At 63.9% G+C, this 15,700-nt stretch carries 14 protein-coding genes; 12 read left to right on the top strand and 2 right to left on the bottom strand.

The genetic code is table 11. From position 1 onward, the window contains the following. Positions 1-1,533, top strand: coding sequence for a murein biosynthesis integral membrane protein MurJ (gene murJ, locus JJJ17_RS04165; protein WP_200683988.1), 1,533 nt, complete (start codon positions 1-3; stop codon positions 1,531-1,533). A gap of 89 nt (positions 1,534-1,622) precedes the next feature. Continuing rightward, positions 1,623-2,561, top strand: a complete 939-nt coding sequence (gene lhpI, locus JJJ17_RS04170; protein ID WP_200683990.1) for a bifunctional Delta(1)-pyrroline-2-carboxylate/Delta(1)-piperideine-2-carboxylate reductase — start codon at positions 1,623-1,625, stop codon at positions 2,559-2,561. A 306-nt stretch (positions 2,562-2,867) separates the two neighbouring features. On the opposite strand, the gene JJJ17_RS04175 is transcribed toward lhpI, so the two are convergent. After that, complete coding sequence (locus JJJ17_RS04175) at positions 2,868-3,857, bottom strand: helix-turn-helix transcriptional regulator (protein ID WP_200683992.1); 990 nt, start codon at positions 3,855-3,857, stop codon at positions 2,868-2,870. 129 nt (positions 3,858-3,986) lie between these two features. Between JJJ17_RS04175 and JJJ17_RS04180 the strand changes: the two genes are divergently transcribed. The 5 genes from JJJ17_RS04180 to JJJ17_RS04200 are packed head-to-tail and all read left to right on the top strand — an operon-like array spanning position 3,987 to position 10,210. Then, positions 3,987-6,203, top strand: coding sequence for a TonB-dependent siderophore receptor (locus JJJ17_RS04180; RefSeq protein ID WP_200683993.1), 2,217 nt, complete (start codon positions 3,987-3,989; stop codon positions 6,201-6,203). Then, positions 6,197-7,333, top strand: a complete 1,137-nt coding sequence (locus tag JJJ17_RS04185; RefSeq protein ID WP_200683995.1) for an ABC transporter substrate-binding protein — start codon at positions 6,197-6,199, stop codon at positions 7,331-7,333. The genes JJJ17_RS04180 and JJJ17_RS04185 overlap by 7 nt, the downstream gene beginning before the upstream one ends. Beyond that, the gene (locus JJJ17_RS04190) at positions 7,330-8,367 is read left to right on the top strand and encodes a FecCD family ABC transporter permease (protein WP_200683997.1); all 1,038 of its coding nucleotides are present in this window, start codon (positions 7,330-7,332) and stop codon (positions 8,365-8,367) included. The genes JJJ17_RS04185 and JJJ17_RS04190 overlap by 4 nt, the downstream gene beginning before the upstream one ends. After that, positions 8,364-9,128, top strand: a complete 765-nt coding sequence (locus JJJ17_RS04195; protein ID WP_325168761.1) for an ABC transporter ATP-binding protein — start codon at positions 8,364-8,366, stop codon at positions 9,126-9,128. Before JJJ17_RS04190 ends, JJJ17_RS04195 begins: the two co-directional genes overlap by 4 nt. Then, on the top strand, positions 9,125-10,210 hold the full coding sequence (locus tag JJJ17_RS04200; RefSeq protein ID WP_200683999.1) for a DUF2218 domain-containing protein: 1,086 nt from the start codon (positions 9,125-9,127) through the stop codon (positions 10,208-10,210). The genes JJJ17_RS04195 and JJJ17_RS04200 overlap by 4 nt, the downstream gene beginning before the upstream one ends. An 18-nt stretch (positions 10,211-10,228) precedes the next feature. Here JJJ17_RS04200 and JJJ17_RS04205 read toward each other — a convergent pair whose 3' ends face one another. Beyond that, positions 10,229-11,044 carry a cyclase family protein gene (locus JJJ17_RS04205; RefSeq protein WP_200684000.1) on the bottom strand — a complete coding sequence of 272 codons (816 nt, stop codon included), beginning with the start codon at positions 11,042-11,044 and terminating at the stop codon, positions 10,229-10,231. Positions 11,045-11,189: 145 nt separating this feature from the next. Here JJJ17_RS04205 and JJJ17_RS04210 point away from each other — a divergent pair, with 145 nt between their 5' ends. The 5 genes from JJJ17_RS04210 (at position 11,190) to JJJ17_RS04230 (ending at position 15,673) form a co-directional block, all read left to right on the top strand. Beyond that, positions 11,190-12,482, top strand: coding sequence for an adenylosuccinate synthase (locus JJJ17_RS04210; RefSeq protein ID WP_200684001.1), 1,293 nt, complete (start codon positions 11,190-11,192; stop codon positions 12,480-12,482). 10 nt (positions 12,483-12,492) lie between these two features. Continuing rightward, positions 12,493-13,098, top strand: coding sequence for an NAD(P)H-dependent oxidoreductase (locus JJJ17_RS04215; RefSeq protein ID WP_200684002.1), 606 nt, complete (start codon positions 12,493-12,495; stop codon positions 13,096-13,098). Beyond that, the gene (locus JJJ17_RS04220) at positions 13,089-13,301 is read left to right on the top strand and encodes a DUF2842 domain-containing protein (RefSeq protein ID WP_200684003.1); all 213 of its coding nucleotides are present in this window, start codon (positions 13,089-13,091) and stop codon (positions 13,299-13,301) included. The genes JJJ17_RS04215 and JJJ17_RS04220 overlap by 10 nt, the downstream gene beginning before the upstream one ends. After that, a complete protein-coding gene (locus tag JJJ17_RS04225; RefSeq protein WP_200684004.1) occupies positions 13,298-13,960 on the top strand; it encodes a thiamine diphosphokinase in 663 nt (220 codons plus the stop codon). Before JJJ17_RS04220 ends, JJJ17_RS04225 begins: the two co-directional genes overlap by 4 nt. A 165-nt stretch (positions 13,961-14,125) precedes the next feature. Next, the gene (locus JJJ17_RS04230; protein WP_200684005.1) at positions 14,126-15,673 is read left to right on the top strand and encodes a hypothetical protein; all 1,548 of its coding nucleotides are present in this window, start codon (positions 14,126-14,128) and stop codon (positions 15,671-15,673) included. The last annotated feature ends 27 nt before the right edge of the window (positions 15,674-15,700 follow it).

Here is a 15,700-nt window from a genome sequence, read left to right on the forward strand (position 1 = left end):
ATGCAATCGAGACTGATCCGGGGGTTTCTCTCGGTAGGAAGCTGGACTCTGGTGTCTCGGGTGACCGGCTTTGTCCGCGACATTCTGATGGCGGCATGGCTGGGCACGGGGCCGATGGCACAGGCATTTGTCGTCGCGTTAAGCCTGCCGAACATGTTCCGCCGCTTCTTCGCCGAGGGCGCATTCAACACCGCCTTCGTGCCGCTGTTTTCGAAGAAGCTTGAAAACCGGGCCGAGGCGCAGCGATTTGCGTCCGAGGCATTTTCGGGCCTGTTCGCGGTTCTACTGATCCTGTCAGCGGTCGCGATGATCTTCATGCCGGTGATGGTCTGGCTGATGGCCTCGGGCTTTCATGGCGACGAGCGTTTCGATATGGCCGTGCTCTATAGCCGGATCACCTTTCCCTATATTCTGCTGATCTCGCTGGCATCGATGATTTCTGGCGTGCTGAACGCAAATGGCCGCTTCACCGCTGCGGCAGCGGCGCCGGTGCTGCTGAACCTGCTTTTCATCGCGGCGATGTATCTGGGCCGCTGGCAGGGATGGGATCTGGGGCTGACGCTGGCATGGGCCACGCCGGTTACTGGTCTGGCGCAACTTGGGCTGGTCTGGTGGGACGCACGCCGCACCGGCTGGAGCCTCTGGCCCCGTCGCCCGCGCATGACCCCCGACATGCGCCGCCTGCTGGCCATCGCCCTGCCGGCCGCCTTCGCCGGAGGCGTGGTGCAGGTGAACCTGCTGGTCGGTCGTCAGGTCGGCTCGCAATTCGAAGGCGGAGTGACCTGGCTTTACTATTCCGACCGGCTCTATCAATTGCCGCTGGGCATGGTCGGCGCCGCCGTTGCGGTGGTCCTGCTGCCAGAGCTTGCACGCCGTTTGCAGGCAGGAGACGACGCGGGCGGCCAGTCTGCCTATAGCCGCGCCACCGAATTCGGCCTGTTTCTGACCCTGCCTGCCGCCTTCGCCATCGCGGTGATCGCCCAGCCGATGGTCGCGGCCCTGTTCCAGCGCGGCGAATTCACCGCCCACGCCACCGCCATGACCGCGCAGGCGCTGATCGTCTATGCTTTCGGTCTGCCCGCTTTTGTGCTGCAGAAAATCCTGCAACCGCTCTATTTCGCGCGCGAGGATACGCGGACGCCGTTCCGTTACGCCGTGATTTCGATGGTGGTGAATGCGGTAGTCGCGGTCGGGTTGATGTTCTCGCTGGGCTTCATCGCCGCCGCTTTGGGCACAACGGTCGCCGCGTGGATCATGGTGCTGCAACTCTGGTGGGGCACCCGCAATATGGGTCAAGCCGCCCGCGCCGATACCCGCCTGCGCCGCGCCGCGCCCCGGATTTTTCTGGCCTCGGCGCTGATGGCGGTGGCGCTGTGGTTCATGAAGGCTTGGCTGTCCGACCTTGCCATCGGCCGCATTCCCGGCCTTGCGATTCTGGTCTTTGGTGGGGCAGCGATCTATTTCGCGCTCTGCTTTGTCAGCGGCGCCTATCGCCTGTCGGAACTGAAGACCGCCATGCGCCGTAGCCGCTGAGGCTGCGTCTGGCCGAAGGTTGCCTTGCGACGCCTGTGGCGGCAGTCTGCTGTCAGCGCGAGGAAGTGCGGCCAACGGGAGGGGCAGGGATGCAGACATTCGATCATGCAGAGGTCGAGGCGCGGCTGGACTGGCCAGCGCTGATCGAGACATTGCGCCAAGGTTTTGCTGCCGCCCGTGCAGAGGCCCCGGCGCGGCAGGTTTTGACCATCGAGCAACCCGATGGCCAGCAGGTTTCACTGCTGATCATGCCTGCATGGCAGGCGGGTCGGGCCATGGGGGTGAAGGTAGTGACCTTCTTTCCGTGGAATGCTGCGGTGGGGAAGGCCACGATCAACGCCGGATATCTGATGTTCGACGGCGGCGATGGCAGGCTGGTGGCGACGATGGACGGCGATGCCCTGACCGAGCGGCGAACGGCGGCGGCATCGGCCCTTGCGGCGGATTATCTGGCGCGGCGGGACGTGCGGCATTTGCTGATCTGCGGCACCGGGCAACTGGCAACGGCAGCGGCCCAAGCTCATGCAGCGGTTCGGGATTATCAAACCATCTCGGTCTGGGGGCGCAATGCCGACAAGGCGGTGGCAGTCGCGCGCAAACTGACCGAGGCCGGTCTGCCTACAATACCCTGCACGGATTTGGAGGCCGGATGTCGGGCGGCGGATGTGGTCAGTTGCATGACCGCCTCGACCGAGCCGTTCATTCGCGGCGAGTGGCTGCAGCCGGGCAGCCATCTGGACCTGATCGGCGCGTTCAAATCCGACATGCGCGAAAGCGACGACCACGCTTTGCTGCAGGCCAGGGTCTTCGTCGATGGGCGGGAAGGCGCGCTGCTGGCGGGCGATCTGGCGCAGCCGATTGCAGCAGGATTGTTCGACCCGTCCCAGATCGTGGGCGATCTGACCCAGTTGACGCAAGGCGCGGTGCAAGGTCGCGAAACCGAAACCGAGCGTACGCTTTTCAAATCCGTGGGCCATTCGCAGGAAGACCTGTTCGCGGCCATGCAAGTCGCAGGGATCGCTCCCTGATCAGGGCAGTCGGGCGCGGTCGATGCACTACTTCTCGGCGACTCGCGTAGCCCCGCAATCTCCAAATGCTGCAGGTTTAAGAGGTATTCGTATTCCTCAAGGTTGGCGACGACCTCTTCCAGCCGAAAATCCTGCGAGCCGGTGATTAAAACTCCAGTCACGACCTTCTCTAACTGGGTCACATTTTTCGGAGCTGTCTCAAACTCTTCGGCGTCGATGTTCATGCTGGAACTTATGTTTCGCCACATGAAAATAGGGGCGATCTGTCGGCAAGACGTGTTTTAGTGAAGGGGCCGGGCAGCCTCGTCAGTGCCGCCGTTGCCGGATGTGGCGTGGGGGATGTCCGAAACGCCTGCGAAACGCGGTCGAGAAATTCGCGGCGCTGCTATAGCCCGCGAGACCGCTTGCCTGCGCGATGTCGATCTCGCCCGATTGCAGTCGGGCACGGACCAGATCAAGACGCAGATTGCGGACATGGGTGAAGACGCCGTTGCCTTCGCATTGGCGGAACAGGGTCTGCAGGCCGCTGACGCTGACGCCCGCGTGACGGGCGATCGTCTCGACGCTGAGATCATCGGATGCGGCATGGGCGGCGATGAAATCTTTGGCGCGCTTCAGTGCAGCAAGGTGGCGGTCGCTGATGCGCGTCGTAACGGCCTCGGTGCCCGACAGCACGGTGATCGCTTCGGCGATGATCTCGATCGCATGCGCTTCGGCATGGAGATTGACGAGGGGCAGCGCGGATTGGGGTGGCTGCAAGATCGCCGCGATCAGTTTGCTGATCCGGTGTGAGACTGCCCATTCCATCGATCTCAGCCCCTGACGGGCAGACAGATCGGCGGCACCGGCAGACCAGCCCGGCGCATGACGTTCCAGCCAATCGCTGCTGGCCCCGACCACCAGATGCGTCACCCGCTGGCGCGCGTCCGATTGCCGCCGGAAGCTTTCTTCGCTGCCGCTGAGCAGGGCCGAGCCCGCGATCCTGCCGCCACCATCGGCGCGGAAGCTGAAATCCTTGCCGCCGATGGCGACATCGACATTGCCGCGCAGGAAGAAGATGCAGGACAGCCCGTCCGAGATGCTGGACTCCACCCGGAATGCCTGCTCTTCGACCGTGTCGCCGCCATGGATCTGCAGACCGTCGGGCAACATCCGCTGGATGATCTGCCCAGAAATCAGCGGCGACGCCTCGGTCACGTCAGCATCTACGTTCAGTTGCACCCCGCGACGCGCCGAGATTTCGCCCACGGTGATCCGTCGGGCGGAACTGTCCTCGGGGCGGCTGGTCTGCGGCAAAGGCTGTTTCCTTGTGAATTGCAGTTGCGCAAAGGTCTTTTGCATATGCTCAAAACCCGGCGCATTGGCGCAAGCCTAACGTAGCGCTATGCAGGCCTCAATCCTGATTATTAACGTAGGGTATCTGGCATGGCGGATCGGATTGTGGCGAGGGCAGCGGCTCTTCTTCTGACGACGGCGATCACAACGCTGCTGGCGCAGCCTGCGATGGCACAGGACGGAGCGGCACAGGATGGTGCGCCGACGGTCCTGCAGACGATCACTCTGAACGCCGAGGGCGACACACGCCGCGGCGACCAGCTTTTCCCCGAGGCCGCGACAACCGGCACCAAGACCGCAACGCCGGTGGCGGAAGTGCCGCAGGCGATTAGCGTCGTCCCCCGTGCCCAGTTCGAGGCGCAATCCGCCGATCTGGTGACCGAGGCGTTGCGCTATGCGCCCGGCATCCTGTCGGAATCGAATGGCTACGACATCCGCTACGACTGGTATTGGGTGCGCGGGCAGGCCGCCTCGGGCATGTGGCAGGACGGGCTGCAATTGCCTAGCGATCCTTCGTCCTATGCCAATCCGGCCATCGATCCCTATACGCTTGAACGGGTCGAGCTGATCAAGGGCCCGGCCTCGGTTCTCTATGGTCAGACCGTTCCCGGCGGGCTGGTCAATCTGGTCTCGAAACGGCCGGAATGGCAGGCAAGCCGGTCGGTGAACGTGAAAACCTCGTCCTATGGCGGGTTGCAGACCGGCATCGACCTGACCGGCCCGGTCGCGGGTCGCAGCGATCTGGCATACCGGCTGACCGGCCTCTATCACAATATGGGCAGTCAGGTGGATCAAGAGCGCAGTCGCCATCTGACCTTCGCGCCCAGCCTTACATGGACGCCGGACGACCGCACCACCATCACCGCCTATGCCCATTACCGGCGCGACCGCGATGATTTCAGCCCGCGCTTCTACCCGGCGCACGGCACGCTTTTGCCGAACCCGGCAGGAGATATCCCGCGCGATCTGTTCCTTGGCGATCCCGCCGCGACCGATTTCAACCGCGATTTCGCTGCCGTTGGATACGAGCTTGAACACCGGCTGGATACGGTCTGGACGTTGCGCCAGAACCTTCGCTACGCCCGTTCGGCGCAGGATATGTTCCTTGTGCTGGTGAACCCGGCCTTCGCATGGCCCGGCGATTTTCCCGGCACGCCGGGTGCGGAGATGAACCGGGTCACCGCCGCCTCGGACGACGAACTGCGCAACCTTGCGGTGGACAGTCAGGCCGAGGCGCGGTTCTCGACCGGCGCGGCGGAACATACGCTGCTGATCGGGGTGGATTACAACTGGTCGCGCTTTTCCGGGAAATTCGGCAACTCGGCACCGGGCGTCGTGCCGGGGCTTGATTTCACCGATCCGCAATATGGGTTGGATGGCGTGGTGCCGCCCGCCTACACGACCTCGGTGCTGCAAACGCGCAAGCAGCTTGGGCTTTATGCGCAGGACCAGATCCGCGCCGGGGCGTGGATCACCACGCTGGGCCTGCGCTATGACCGCTCTGAGATCGACACGATCAACCGGCTTGCGGGGGATCAACTGACCCAGACGGACGACAACGCCCTGACCGGTCGGATCGGTGTCGCCTATCAGTTCCAGAACGGCGTCATGCCCTATGCCGCCTATTCGACCTCGTTCAACCCGACGCTGGGCACCAATGCCGCGGGCGATCCGTTCGAGGCACGCAGCGCCCGGCAGTTCGAACTGGGCGTGAAATACCAGCAGCCGGAAACCGAGAATCTCTTCACCGCCACGCTGTTCACCAGCACCGAGGATAACGTCCTCACCCCCGACCCGGATCCGGCCAACGCGCGGTTCTCGGTTCAGGACGGCGAACAGCGGGCACGCGGGCTGGAGCTTGAGGCGAAATTCGCGCTGACCCCGCAGATCAACGTGATCGCTGCCTATGCCTATACGGATAGCGAGGTGTTGTCCTCGAATGACAGCCGGGTGGTCGGGCAGGACATGCTGCGCCTGCCGCGTCATCAGGGCGGGCTGTGGGTGCAGTATAACGATGCCTTCACGCCGGGCCTGTCGCTAAGCGCCGGTTTGCGCGGGACATCCTCTTATCAAAGCGCGCCGACCTATCTGCCCGAACTTGAAATCCCCGGTCGCGGGCTGGTCGATCTGGGCATCCGCTACGATCTGGCGGAATCGCCATGGCGGGTCGAGGGGGCCGTGCTGCAATTGAATGCTGCCAATGTCTTTGACAAAAGGTTCGTGGCGCAATGCCTTAACCTGACCGGCGGTAGCTGCAACTATGGCGAGGGCCGGTCCATCGAGGCGAGCTTCGGCTATACATGGTGACCCCACTTTGCCAAAGACGCGCGTCCCCTCTGCGCGCCAGCGCCGCACTTGTTGCGGCGCTGATCCTTGTTCCCGCTGCCGGTCTGGCCGAACTGCGCCTGACCGATGCGGCGGGTCGTCAGGTGGTCCTGCCGGAACCCGCCCGGCATCTGGCGCTGAGCGAGGCCGATCTGATCCTGTCGCTGGCGCTGATCACCCCCGATCCGGTCACCCCGGTCGCCGCCTGGGGCAGCCCGCATCGTCTGGACCCCGGCATCCGCGACGCTCTGGCCGCCCGCTTTCCTGACCTTGCCGCGATCCCTGAGGCGGGCTCGGCCACGCCGTCCGACTATGCAGTCGAGGCGGTCGTCGCGCTGGAACCCGATCTGGCGGTGATCCGCGTTTTCGACCCCGCATGGCAACAGGTCGAGGCACGGCTGACCGCAGCCGATATTCCGCTGATCTATCTGGAAGGCCCGGAAACGGCCGATCTGCCCCCGGCCGAGCAGATCAGCTTCGCGGTCGAGCTTCTGGGCGATGCAATCGGCGCGGGCGATCGGGCGCGGGACTATACCGGCTTTGTCCGCGACCACTACGCCCGTATCGCCGAACTGGTCGCGGGGGTCGGCATGCGTCCCGCCGTGCTGGTCGATGGTCATGCGACACCGGATTGTTGCTGGGTGCCGGGGCGCGACAACCGGCTGGGGCAACTGGTCGAATTCGCGGGTGGCGAGATCGTCGGCTCGGAGATGGTGACGGGTTATGCCGGGCAGCTTGCGCCGGAATATCTGCTCGCCGCAGACCCGCAGGTGATGATTGCGACGGGCGGTCCGCATCTGGCGCGTTCGGGCGGGCTGGTCATGGGGCTCGACATCGCGCCGGAGGATGCGGCGCGGTCCTTGCAGGCAGTCATCGACGGCTCGGCGCGGGCAGAGCTGCGCGCGGTTCAGGACGAGCGGGCGCATGGGCTGCTGCATCTGCTGACCATCACACCGCTGGACGTTCTGGCGGTCGAACTGTTCGCGGGCTGGATCCATCCCGAGATCGCGGACCAGCTTGACCCTGCCGCGACGCTGGCAGAGATCAATGCGCGGTTCATGCCGATCACCCTGAACGGTGCCCTTTGGACCGACCTGCCGGAGACGGAATGACCGCATCCGATACCGCGCTGATCGAACACCGCCGCGCCCGCCGCCGCAGTCGCGGGGCGCTGATCCTGCTGGCGCTGGCCTGCGTCGGGATGCTGTTGCTGTCGCTGCTGATCGGTCCGTCCGATCTGCCGCCGGGCAAAGCGGTTGACCTGCTTCTGGGCCGCGATATCGGTCGCGCTGCCGAATTCATCCTGCTGCAACTGCGCCTGCCGATGGCGGTCCTTGGCCTGCTTGCCGGGGCGGCGCTTGGCCTTGCCGGGGCCGAGCTGCAAACGGTGATGGAGAACCCGCTGGCCGAGCCTTATACTTTGGGCGTTTCATCCTCGGCGGCGCTTGGGGCGGCGGTGGCGATCGTCTTGGGCGTGGCGGTGCCGGGGATCGGCGCCTTTGCGGTGCCGTTGAATGCGTTCCTTTTCTCCTTCGCGGCACTGATGCTGGTGCAGGCGCTGATTTCGTTGCGAGGGGCGGGCACGGATATGCTGGTCCTGTTCGGGATCGGTGTCGGGCTGACCGCCTCGGCGCTGCTGTCGCTGGTGCAATACATGGCCAGCGCCGATGCGCTGCAAGCGCTGATCTTCTGGATGATGGGCAGCCTGACCCGCGCCGATGCCACGACGAACAAGGTGCTGGCCGTCGTGCTGGCGGTGGCCCTGCCGTGGTCGCTGGCCTCTGCCCGGTCGCTTCAGGCGTTGCGGCTGGGCGCGGACCGGGCCGAGGCAATGGGCGTTTCCGTCGCCCGGGTCAGGCTGTTTTCGCTGATCAGGATCAGCCTTCTGGCGGGGACGGCGGTCGCCTTCATCGGCATCGTCGGCTTTGTCGGCCTGATCGCGCCGCATATCGCCCGGCTGTGTCTGGGCGAAGAGCAGCGACCGCTGCTTTTGGGAAGCGCGCTGGTCGGGGCGCTGATCCTTTGTGCGGCGGGGCTGGTCAGCGGGCTTCTGGTGACCGGGATCATCCTGCCGGTCGGCATCGTGACCGCCTTGGTCGGACTGCCGGTCTTTTTCATCGTCGTCATGAAACGAGGCGGGCTGTGAGCGGCGATCTGATCATCCGCGACCTGTCCTGCGGCTATCCGCGGGCAAGGGTGATCGAGGGGCTTAGCCTGCCACCTTTGCCGCCCGGCAGCATCACCACCATCCTTGGCCCGAACGCAGCGGGTAAGACCAGCCTTTTGAAAGCGATTGCCGGGCAAATTGAGACCGAGGGGCGGATCATGCTGGGCGACGAGGATCTGACCCGGCTGACGGCGGCGGCACGGTCCGGGCGGGTCGGCTATATGCCGCAGACGGCCATCGGGCGGATCGGGCTGACGGTGCTGGATTGCGTGATGACAGCCCTTGCCCGGACCGGCGATGCACCGCTGGATCAGCGCGCGATGCAGGTGCTTGACCGCTTCGGCGTCGCCGATCTGGCGAACCGACCGATGCGGGTGCTGTCGGGTGGTCAGCGTCAGGCGGTCAGCCTTGCCGTCGCCGTTGCCCGCAACCCCGTCATCCTGCTGCTGGACGAGCCGACAAGCGCCCTCGATCTGGCCCGGCGACACCTGATCCTTGGTCATATCCGCGCCCTTGCGGATGAGGGGCATATCGTCCTGCTGGTCCTGCACGATCTGGCCTTTGCCGCGCAATGGTCCGACCGGATCGCGGTTCTGGGACGCGGGCGGCTGGAGGCTTTCGGCACGCCCGAAGACGTGCTGACCCCCGAGATCCTGCGCCGCGTCTGGCGGATCGACGCCCGTGTCGAGCGCTGCTCGCGCGGCAGCCTGCAAATCATCACCGACGGAGCGATGCTGTGACAGTCCGACCCCCGACGATCCCTCCGTCCGCAAACGAGCTTCGTTCGATAGCCGACCTGATCTTGTCCGAGGATGCCGGCCTTGCGGTCGAGGCGATGTGCGAGCATCTGGCCGGGCACGGCGCGCGTTTGGAAATCACGTCGGGCAGCTTTCGGCTGGGCTTTCCCTTTGGCCGTGCCCTGATTGATCTCGACGGTGCGCGCATCCGCATGCAGGCCATCGCCCCCGATGTGGCGCGGCTGTTTCAACTGCGCAGCATTCTGGCCGGTCATCTGGCTGAATTCGCCCCCGATGCCGAGGCGCTGCGTTGGACCGGCGATGCAACCGATCTGACGGTGCCGCCGAACTGGCGGGAATTGCGGGTCGAGGCGTTGCACGACCTGACCCCCAGAATGCGCCGGATCAGGTTCCGGGCGGATGATCTGATCCCGTTCGCAGGACTGCAGAACATTCACGTGCGGCTTGCCTTTCCCCCTTCGCAGAAATCGCTGATTGCGCCGGGCGTTTCCTCCAGCGGCCGGGAAAGCTGGCCGGATCACATCGACCGGCCGAAACTGCGTCGCTATACGATCCGCGAAATCGATCCTGTGGCGGGCTGGCTGGACGTTGATTTCGTTCTGCACGAGGAGGCGACCGGGCCGGGCAGCGCCTTCGCAGCCGAGGCCGGTATCGGTGACGTGATCGGCATGATCGGCCCCGGCGGCGGCTCGATCCCGCTCGACCAGGATTGGTATCTGATCGCGGGCGATGAAACCGCCTTGCCCGCGATTGCCCGGATGCTTGCGCTTTTGCCCCCTGATGCGACGGGGCATGTCGTGATCGAGACCTGCGACGAGGCCGAGCGGCAGACAGTCGACGCCCCTGCGGGAATGCAGGTCAGCCATATCCTGCGCGCCGAAGGGCTGACGCATACAGTTGCAAAGATTGCCGTGCCGCAAACCGCCCGGCAACCCTTCGTCTGGATCGGTTGCGAATATGCCGCCTTCCGCGCCCTGCGCCGCCATGTCCGCGACAACCTTCGGATCGAAAAGGGCGGACACAACATCGTCGCATATTGGCGCGAGGGCGTGGCGGAAGATTAAGGTCGAAGGGCAGCGCCCCTATGCCACCGCGATGATCCGCCCCGGCCCGCCGGTCCCGCGTTTGTGCTTTGGCGCGCCGACAAAGACCGTGGCCCCGGTCGCTGGCACCTGATCCAGCCCGGCAAGGTTCTCGATCCCGTAGCGGCCGCCCGGCAGCCATGAATTATGCACCCCGAAATCGGGAGAATTGCCGGGGTCCAGCGACAGCGTATCGACGCCGATTCCCGCAACCTCCATCCCCGCCAGCATATCCGTCGCGGCCTTGGAAAAGCCGGGAAAGGCGAAATCGCCCGCCTCGTTGGTGCGATAGGTGGTATCTGCGACCTTCGCCGCCCAGCCCGAATGCATCGCGACCAGCGCGCCCGCCGGAATGTCACCATTGGCGGCGATGAAGGCCTCGATATCCTCGGGGTCCAGCGTGGCATTGGCGTCCTCGGCCGCCTTTGCGGAAATGTCGATGACGCAGAGCGGACAGATAAGCTGCTCGACCGGGATTTCATCGACAGAGATCCCGTCTGCCGAGAAATGCATCGGCGCGTCGATATGGGTGCCGGAATGTTCGAAAAGGGTCAGCTTCCATAGCTGATAGCCATCGGCCTCGATGGTCTTGTCGGGTTCATAGGTGATGCCGGGCAAGCCGTCGAAGGTCGGGAAATCGCCGTCCCACGCATGGGTCAGGTCGATCACGCGGCCGGTGGCCTGTGCCAGCGCCGGGCGGGCCGACAGTGCGCCAAGCGCGATGGCGGCGGCACCCGTGGCGGCTGCACCGGTGAACAGCGCGCGGCGTGACAGCATGGAGCTGCGGACATTTTCGATGACGCAGGCGTGGCACATGGAGCATTCCTTTCCGTCTCTGGGGTGATTTGTTTGCAGGATTCCACGACCTGCGGCTTCTGCCAAAGGAAATCCGCTTTCCCCCGGCAGGCTCATGCGGTAGACCCCTTCGCGGAGATTTTTCGGGCAACGGAAGGACCGGCTCATGGCCAATGTGGTGGTTGTCGGCGCGCAGTGGGGCGACGAGGGCAAAGGCAAGATCGTCGATTGGCTCAGCGAGCGCGCCGATGTGATCGCGCGGTTTCAGGGCGGGCATAACGCCGGTCACACGCTGGTCATCGGCAATACCGTGTTCAAACTGTCGCTGCTGCCCTCGGGGATCGTGCGGGAAAACAAGTTGGCGATCATCGGCAACGGTGTCGTTCTGGACCCGTGGGCGCTGTTCTCCGAGATCGACAAGCTGTCCGGTCAGGGCGTCAAGATCTCGACCGAGAACCTGATGATCGCTGAAAATACGCCGCTGATCCTGCCGCTGCATCAGGATCTGGACAAGCTGCGCGAGGAAGCTGCAGGCAAGGCCAAGATCGGAACGACCGGCCGTGGCATCGGCCCGGCCTATGAGGACAAGGTGGGCCGCCGCACCATTCGCGTCGCCGATCTGGGCGATGAGAAGACGCTGGACGACCGGCTTGACCGGCTTCTGGCCCATCACGACGCGCTGCGGAAGGGTCTTGGCGCCGAGCCGATCGACCGGGCCGACCTGAAGGCGAAACTTTTGGAAGTCGCGCCGAAGCTGCTGCCCTATGCGCAGCCGGTCTGGAAGATCATGGCCGACGCCCGCAAGGCCGGAAAGCGCATCCTGTTCGAGGGCGCGCAGGGCAGCCTGCTGGACATCGATTTCGGCACCTATCCCTATGTGACCTCCTCCACCACGATGTCGGGCATGGCGGCATCCGGCACCGGTATGGGACCGGGGGCGATTGATTTCGTTCTGGGAATCGTCAAGGCCTACACCACCCGCGTCGGCGAAGGCCCGTTCCCGACCGAGCTTCACGACGCCGACGGTCAGCGTCTGGGCGAGCGTGGGCATGAATTCGGCACCGTCACCGGACGCAAGCGCCGTTGCGGCTGGTTCGATGCGGTTCTGGTGCGCCAGACCTGTGCGATCAGCGGCGTGAACGGCATCGCGCTGACCAAGCTGGACGTGCTGGACGGTTTTGAAACGCTTAAGATTTGCGTGGGTTATGAGATTGACGGCCAGCGTTATGATTATCTGCCCACCGCGGCTGCATTGCAGGACAAGGTGACGCCCATCTATGAGGAAATGGACGGCTGGCAGCAATCGACCGCTGGAGCGCGAAGCTGGGCCGATCTGCCTGCCGAGGCGGTGAAATACGTTCGCCGGGTCGAGGAACTGATCCAATGCCCGGTGGCGCTGCTGTCAACCAGCCCGGAACGGGACGACACCATTCTTGTAACCGACCCCTTCGCCGATTGAGGCCAAGGGGATGCGGGTTCTGCTGATTGACGGACATCCCGACCAAGGCCGTCTTTCGGCGCATCTGCTGGATCATTACCAACAGGCGTTGCCTGCAGGCACCAGTATTGACCGGCTGGCGATACGGGATCTGGATTTCAACCCGGATCTGTCGCGCGGCTATGAAAATGTGCCCCCGCTTGAGCCCGCCTTGGAAGACGCCTTGGCCAAGATCGAGGCATGCGATCATCTGGTGCTGGCCTTTCCGCTGTGGTGGGGGGCCGAGCCTGCGGGGATGAAGGGCTTCTGGGACCGGATTCTTTTGCCGCGCCGGGCGTTTCGGTATCATCAGAACGATCCGTTTTGGGACCGGCTGCTGAAGGGTCGCTCGGCCGATGTGCTGGTGACAATGGATACGCCGCCACCCTATCTTCGGCTGGCCTATTTCGATCCAATCGGTTGGAGATATCGCCGGCAGGTGCTTGGGTTCGTTGGCTTTCGACCAATCCGCATGGCCTATTTCGGGATGGTGCGGCGGGGTGGGGTCGAACGTAATCTGTCGCGCTGGCAGGCTCGGATAACGTCGCTTGCCGAAGGTGCGGTAAAGTTGAAGCGGGGGAAGAAGATATGGACCTGAAGACGCGGAAGCGATTGTCGATCCTGATCCTTTGCATCGGGCTGCCGCTTTACATCGTCGTCGCGGTCACGCTGATGAATTGGATGGACGCGCGGTGGGGGCGGCAGCCGATTTATATCGAAGTGCTGGTCTATGTGGGCCTTGGTATCCTGTGGATTTTCCCGTTGAAACAGGTGTTTAAGGGGATCGGGCGCGAGGAATGAGCGCGCCTTTGGTCAGGTCCGATCAGGGGGTGACCGTGATCGGCGGCGGGGCGGTTCTGGCCGGGGAATTGCGCGATGCTTTGACAGCGGCGCCGTTGCTGGTTGCGGCTGACAGCGGGGCGGATCAGGCGCTGGAACTGGGGCATCGGCCCGATTGGGTCATCGGCGATATGGATAGTATCGGCGACGCGGCGCGGCGGGCGATGCCTGCGGATCGGGTCGTCGAAGTGGCCGAGCAGGACAGCACCGATTTTGCCAAATGCCTGAGCCGGATCGAGGCGCCTTTTGTCATCGCGGTGGGCTTTGCCGGATTGCGGCTGGATCATACGCTGGCCGCGCTGACGACCATGGTGCAGGACGGGTTTCCGCGCGTTATCCTGTTGGCTTCAAACGATATTGTCTTTGTCGCGCCGGAGGAGTTGCGGCTTCCGCTGACAGCGGGTGTCAGGGTGTCTCTGTTTCCAATGGGACCTGCGCGGGGGCAGAGCGAGGGGCTGAACTGGCCCATCGACGGGATCGAATTTGCGCCCGGCGGCAGGGTAGGGACATCGAATGTCGCGACCGGGCCTGTCCGGTTGCGGATCGAGGGCAAGATGCTGGTCATGCTGCCGCGCGACTGTCTGGACGTGGTGTTACAGGCGTTAACCGAACAGCCATGACCGGGCCGGGGGCGTTGCATCGGGTGTTTTCGCAACAACGGAATGCCAACGCGGTTTGGGCCAGCAAATGCTGAGGTTTCGCCTGCACAAAGCGTGCACCGCGCAGACACCGGATGTGCACAGGGCGTACACCGCTTGCGAACGGTCGGGTAAGGAAATCGTTGCATGAGCGAGAAGATGCAGCCGCTGCAACGAAAGTTCGAGGATACGGCGCAGATTTCTTATGCCTCAGGGTATCTGGGCGGGCGACCGGCGACTGGCGGCGAAACTCGCTTTCTGCGGCGATTTGGCGGGCGGGTGCGGCTCGTCAGTCTGATTCTGTGCTGGCTGTCGCTGTCGCTGATGCTGTCGCCGTTTCTGCTGGCCGCTGGCTTCATTTTATATCTGTTAAAGATGACTTTTAGCTGGCCGCCGGATGGCAGCTTTGTGGCCATGGCGGCCATATTCGTTCCGGCGGTGCTGTTTTTGTATTTTCTCTTGATAAAGGCTTGGGGCCGGTCGCTGCTGGCTTTTGTGCGCGTCTCTCACAGACTGAGGCTGCCGACAGAGCCTCGGATCGCGTTCTTTGATACTCGTCTTGAGGTGATGTCGCATCCGACCGCAGGTTTGCAGAACATCTTCGCTATCAATGGCCGCCCCGTCGATATTCCCAAACATTGGGAAAAGGAAATCATCAAGCGGTTCGGCGAAAACCGCTATGGACTTCGCTGCAGGGCCGGACTTCTGCGGCTTGAAGGGGCCTCGGACGAGGTGATCAGGTTCAGCGCCCGGCGAGAGAATGTGTTTGAGCGGATCGACAGCGTTTTCCCCGATCTAGGGACGGTGGTGGTCGCGTTGGATGATCTGTCGATCGCCAGCGAGACAGAGGCGCGGTTGCCGCTGATCCGGGCTCAGCAACCGATGCTGGCTTTCGGGATCGTTTCCATGATCCTGGCGGGGCTGTTTGCGTGGGTCCTGTGGGCCATGCAGGACATATCGCAGGACAAGGTCGAGGCGATGCGGCGGGATCTGATGGGGCAGGCGACGGCGCAGCTTCTGGATGTCGAGGGGCTGGCGCGGCGGGGATTTCGGGATCTGCAGATCGAACCGGGTGAGGTGCAGTTGATTTCGGGCGCGGCATTCGAAGCCGTGCGGGTGCAGGTTCAGGGCGAGGATCTGCCGCGACTTTTGCTTCCGGGTGAGGCGGAGGCGTTAGAGAAGGCGCTTGATGGCGACGGGTCCTGGACGGCGCAGCATGCCGACAGGATGCGCCAGAAGCTGAGCGACATGGCGCGGAATTTGCCCGATCCGACCGCGCAGGGCCTGCTGCGCGACATCGATATGATCCCGGTCGAAATGCTTCCAAGCCTTCTTGGAGGTGAGACCCCTCTTACGCTGGCAGAACCGGATTTGCTGCGGTCTCTGATGCCAAAGCCCACGGTTTACGCGGTCTGGCCCGGTCCGATGACGCGCTGCCGACCGGATGCCAATTGTCGTCTCGACGCGCAGCCGCAGCTTTTCGAGGATTGGCGGATCATCGCGGCGAGGGATGGGTATCAGGTGCTGACCGGATGGGAACGCGAGCGCGCCGAGACCAAGATCGAACGAATCGAGGCACCGCGCAGCAGATTGCCGATCATCTGGGGCGGCATCGCTGTCGTCGCGGCGTTCGGCCTGTGGCTGGTCCTGTCTTTCTTGCTTGCAAGACGCAGGATTCGGCGGACGAGAGTTTAACCAATCGGTTCAAGGGTTCTCGCCAAG

The organism is Paracoccus caeni (assembly GCF_016629665.1).
Lineage (GTDB): Bacteria > Pseudomonadota > Alphaproteobacteria > Rhodobacterales > Rhodobacteraceae > Paracoccus > Paracoccus caeni.

Bases quoted from the DNA above. Each gene is read 5' to 3' on its own strand.
- murJ (WP_200683988.1), top strand. From the start codon at position 1: ATGCAATCGAGACTGATCCGGGGGTTTCTCTCGGTAGGAAGCTGGACT.
- lhpI (WP_200683990.1), top strand. From the start codon at position 1,623: ATGCAGACATTCGATCATGCAGAGGTCGAGGCGCGGCTGGACTGGCCA.
- JJJ17_RS04180 (WP_200683993.1), top strand. From the start codon at position 3,987: ATGGCGGATCGGATTGTGGCGAGGGCAGCGGCTCTTCTTCTGACGACG.
- JJJ17_RS04185 (WP_200683995.1), top strand. From the start codon at position 6,197: ATGGTGACCCCACTTTGCCAAAGACGCGCGTCCCCTCTGCGCGCCAGC.
- JJJ17_RS04190 (WP_200683997.1), top strand. From the start codon at position 7,330: ATGACCGCATCCGATACCGCGCTGATCGAACACCGCCGCGCCCGCCGC.
- JJJ17_RS04205 (WP_200684000.1), bottom strand. From the start codon at position 11,044: ATGTGCCACGCCTGCGTCATCGAAAATGTCCGCAGCTCCATGCTGTCA.
- JJJ17_RS04210 (WP_200684001.1), top strand. From the start codon at position 11,190: ATGGCCAATGTGGTGGTTGTCGGCGCGCAGTGGGGCGACGAGGGCAAA.
- JJJ17_RS04215 (WP_200684002.1), top strand. From the start codon at position 12,493: ATGCGGGTTCTGCTGATTGACGGACATCCCGACCAAGGCCGTCTTTCG.
- JJJ17_RS04220 (WP_200684003.1), top strand. From the start codon at position 13,089: ATGGACCTGAAGACGCGGAAGCGATTGTCGATCCTGATCCTTTGCATC.
- JJJ17_RS04225 (WP_200684004.1), top strand. From the start codon at position 13,298: ATGAGCGCGCCTTTGGTCAGGTCCGATCAGGGGGTGACCGTGATCGGC.
- JJJ17_RS04230 (WP_200684005.1), top strand. From the start codon at position 14,126: ATGAGCGAGAAGATGCAGCCGCTGCAACGAAAGTTCGAGGATACGGCG.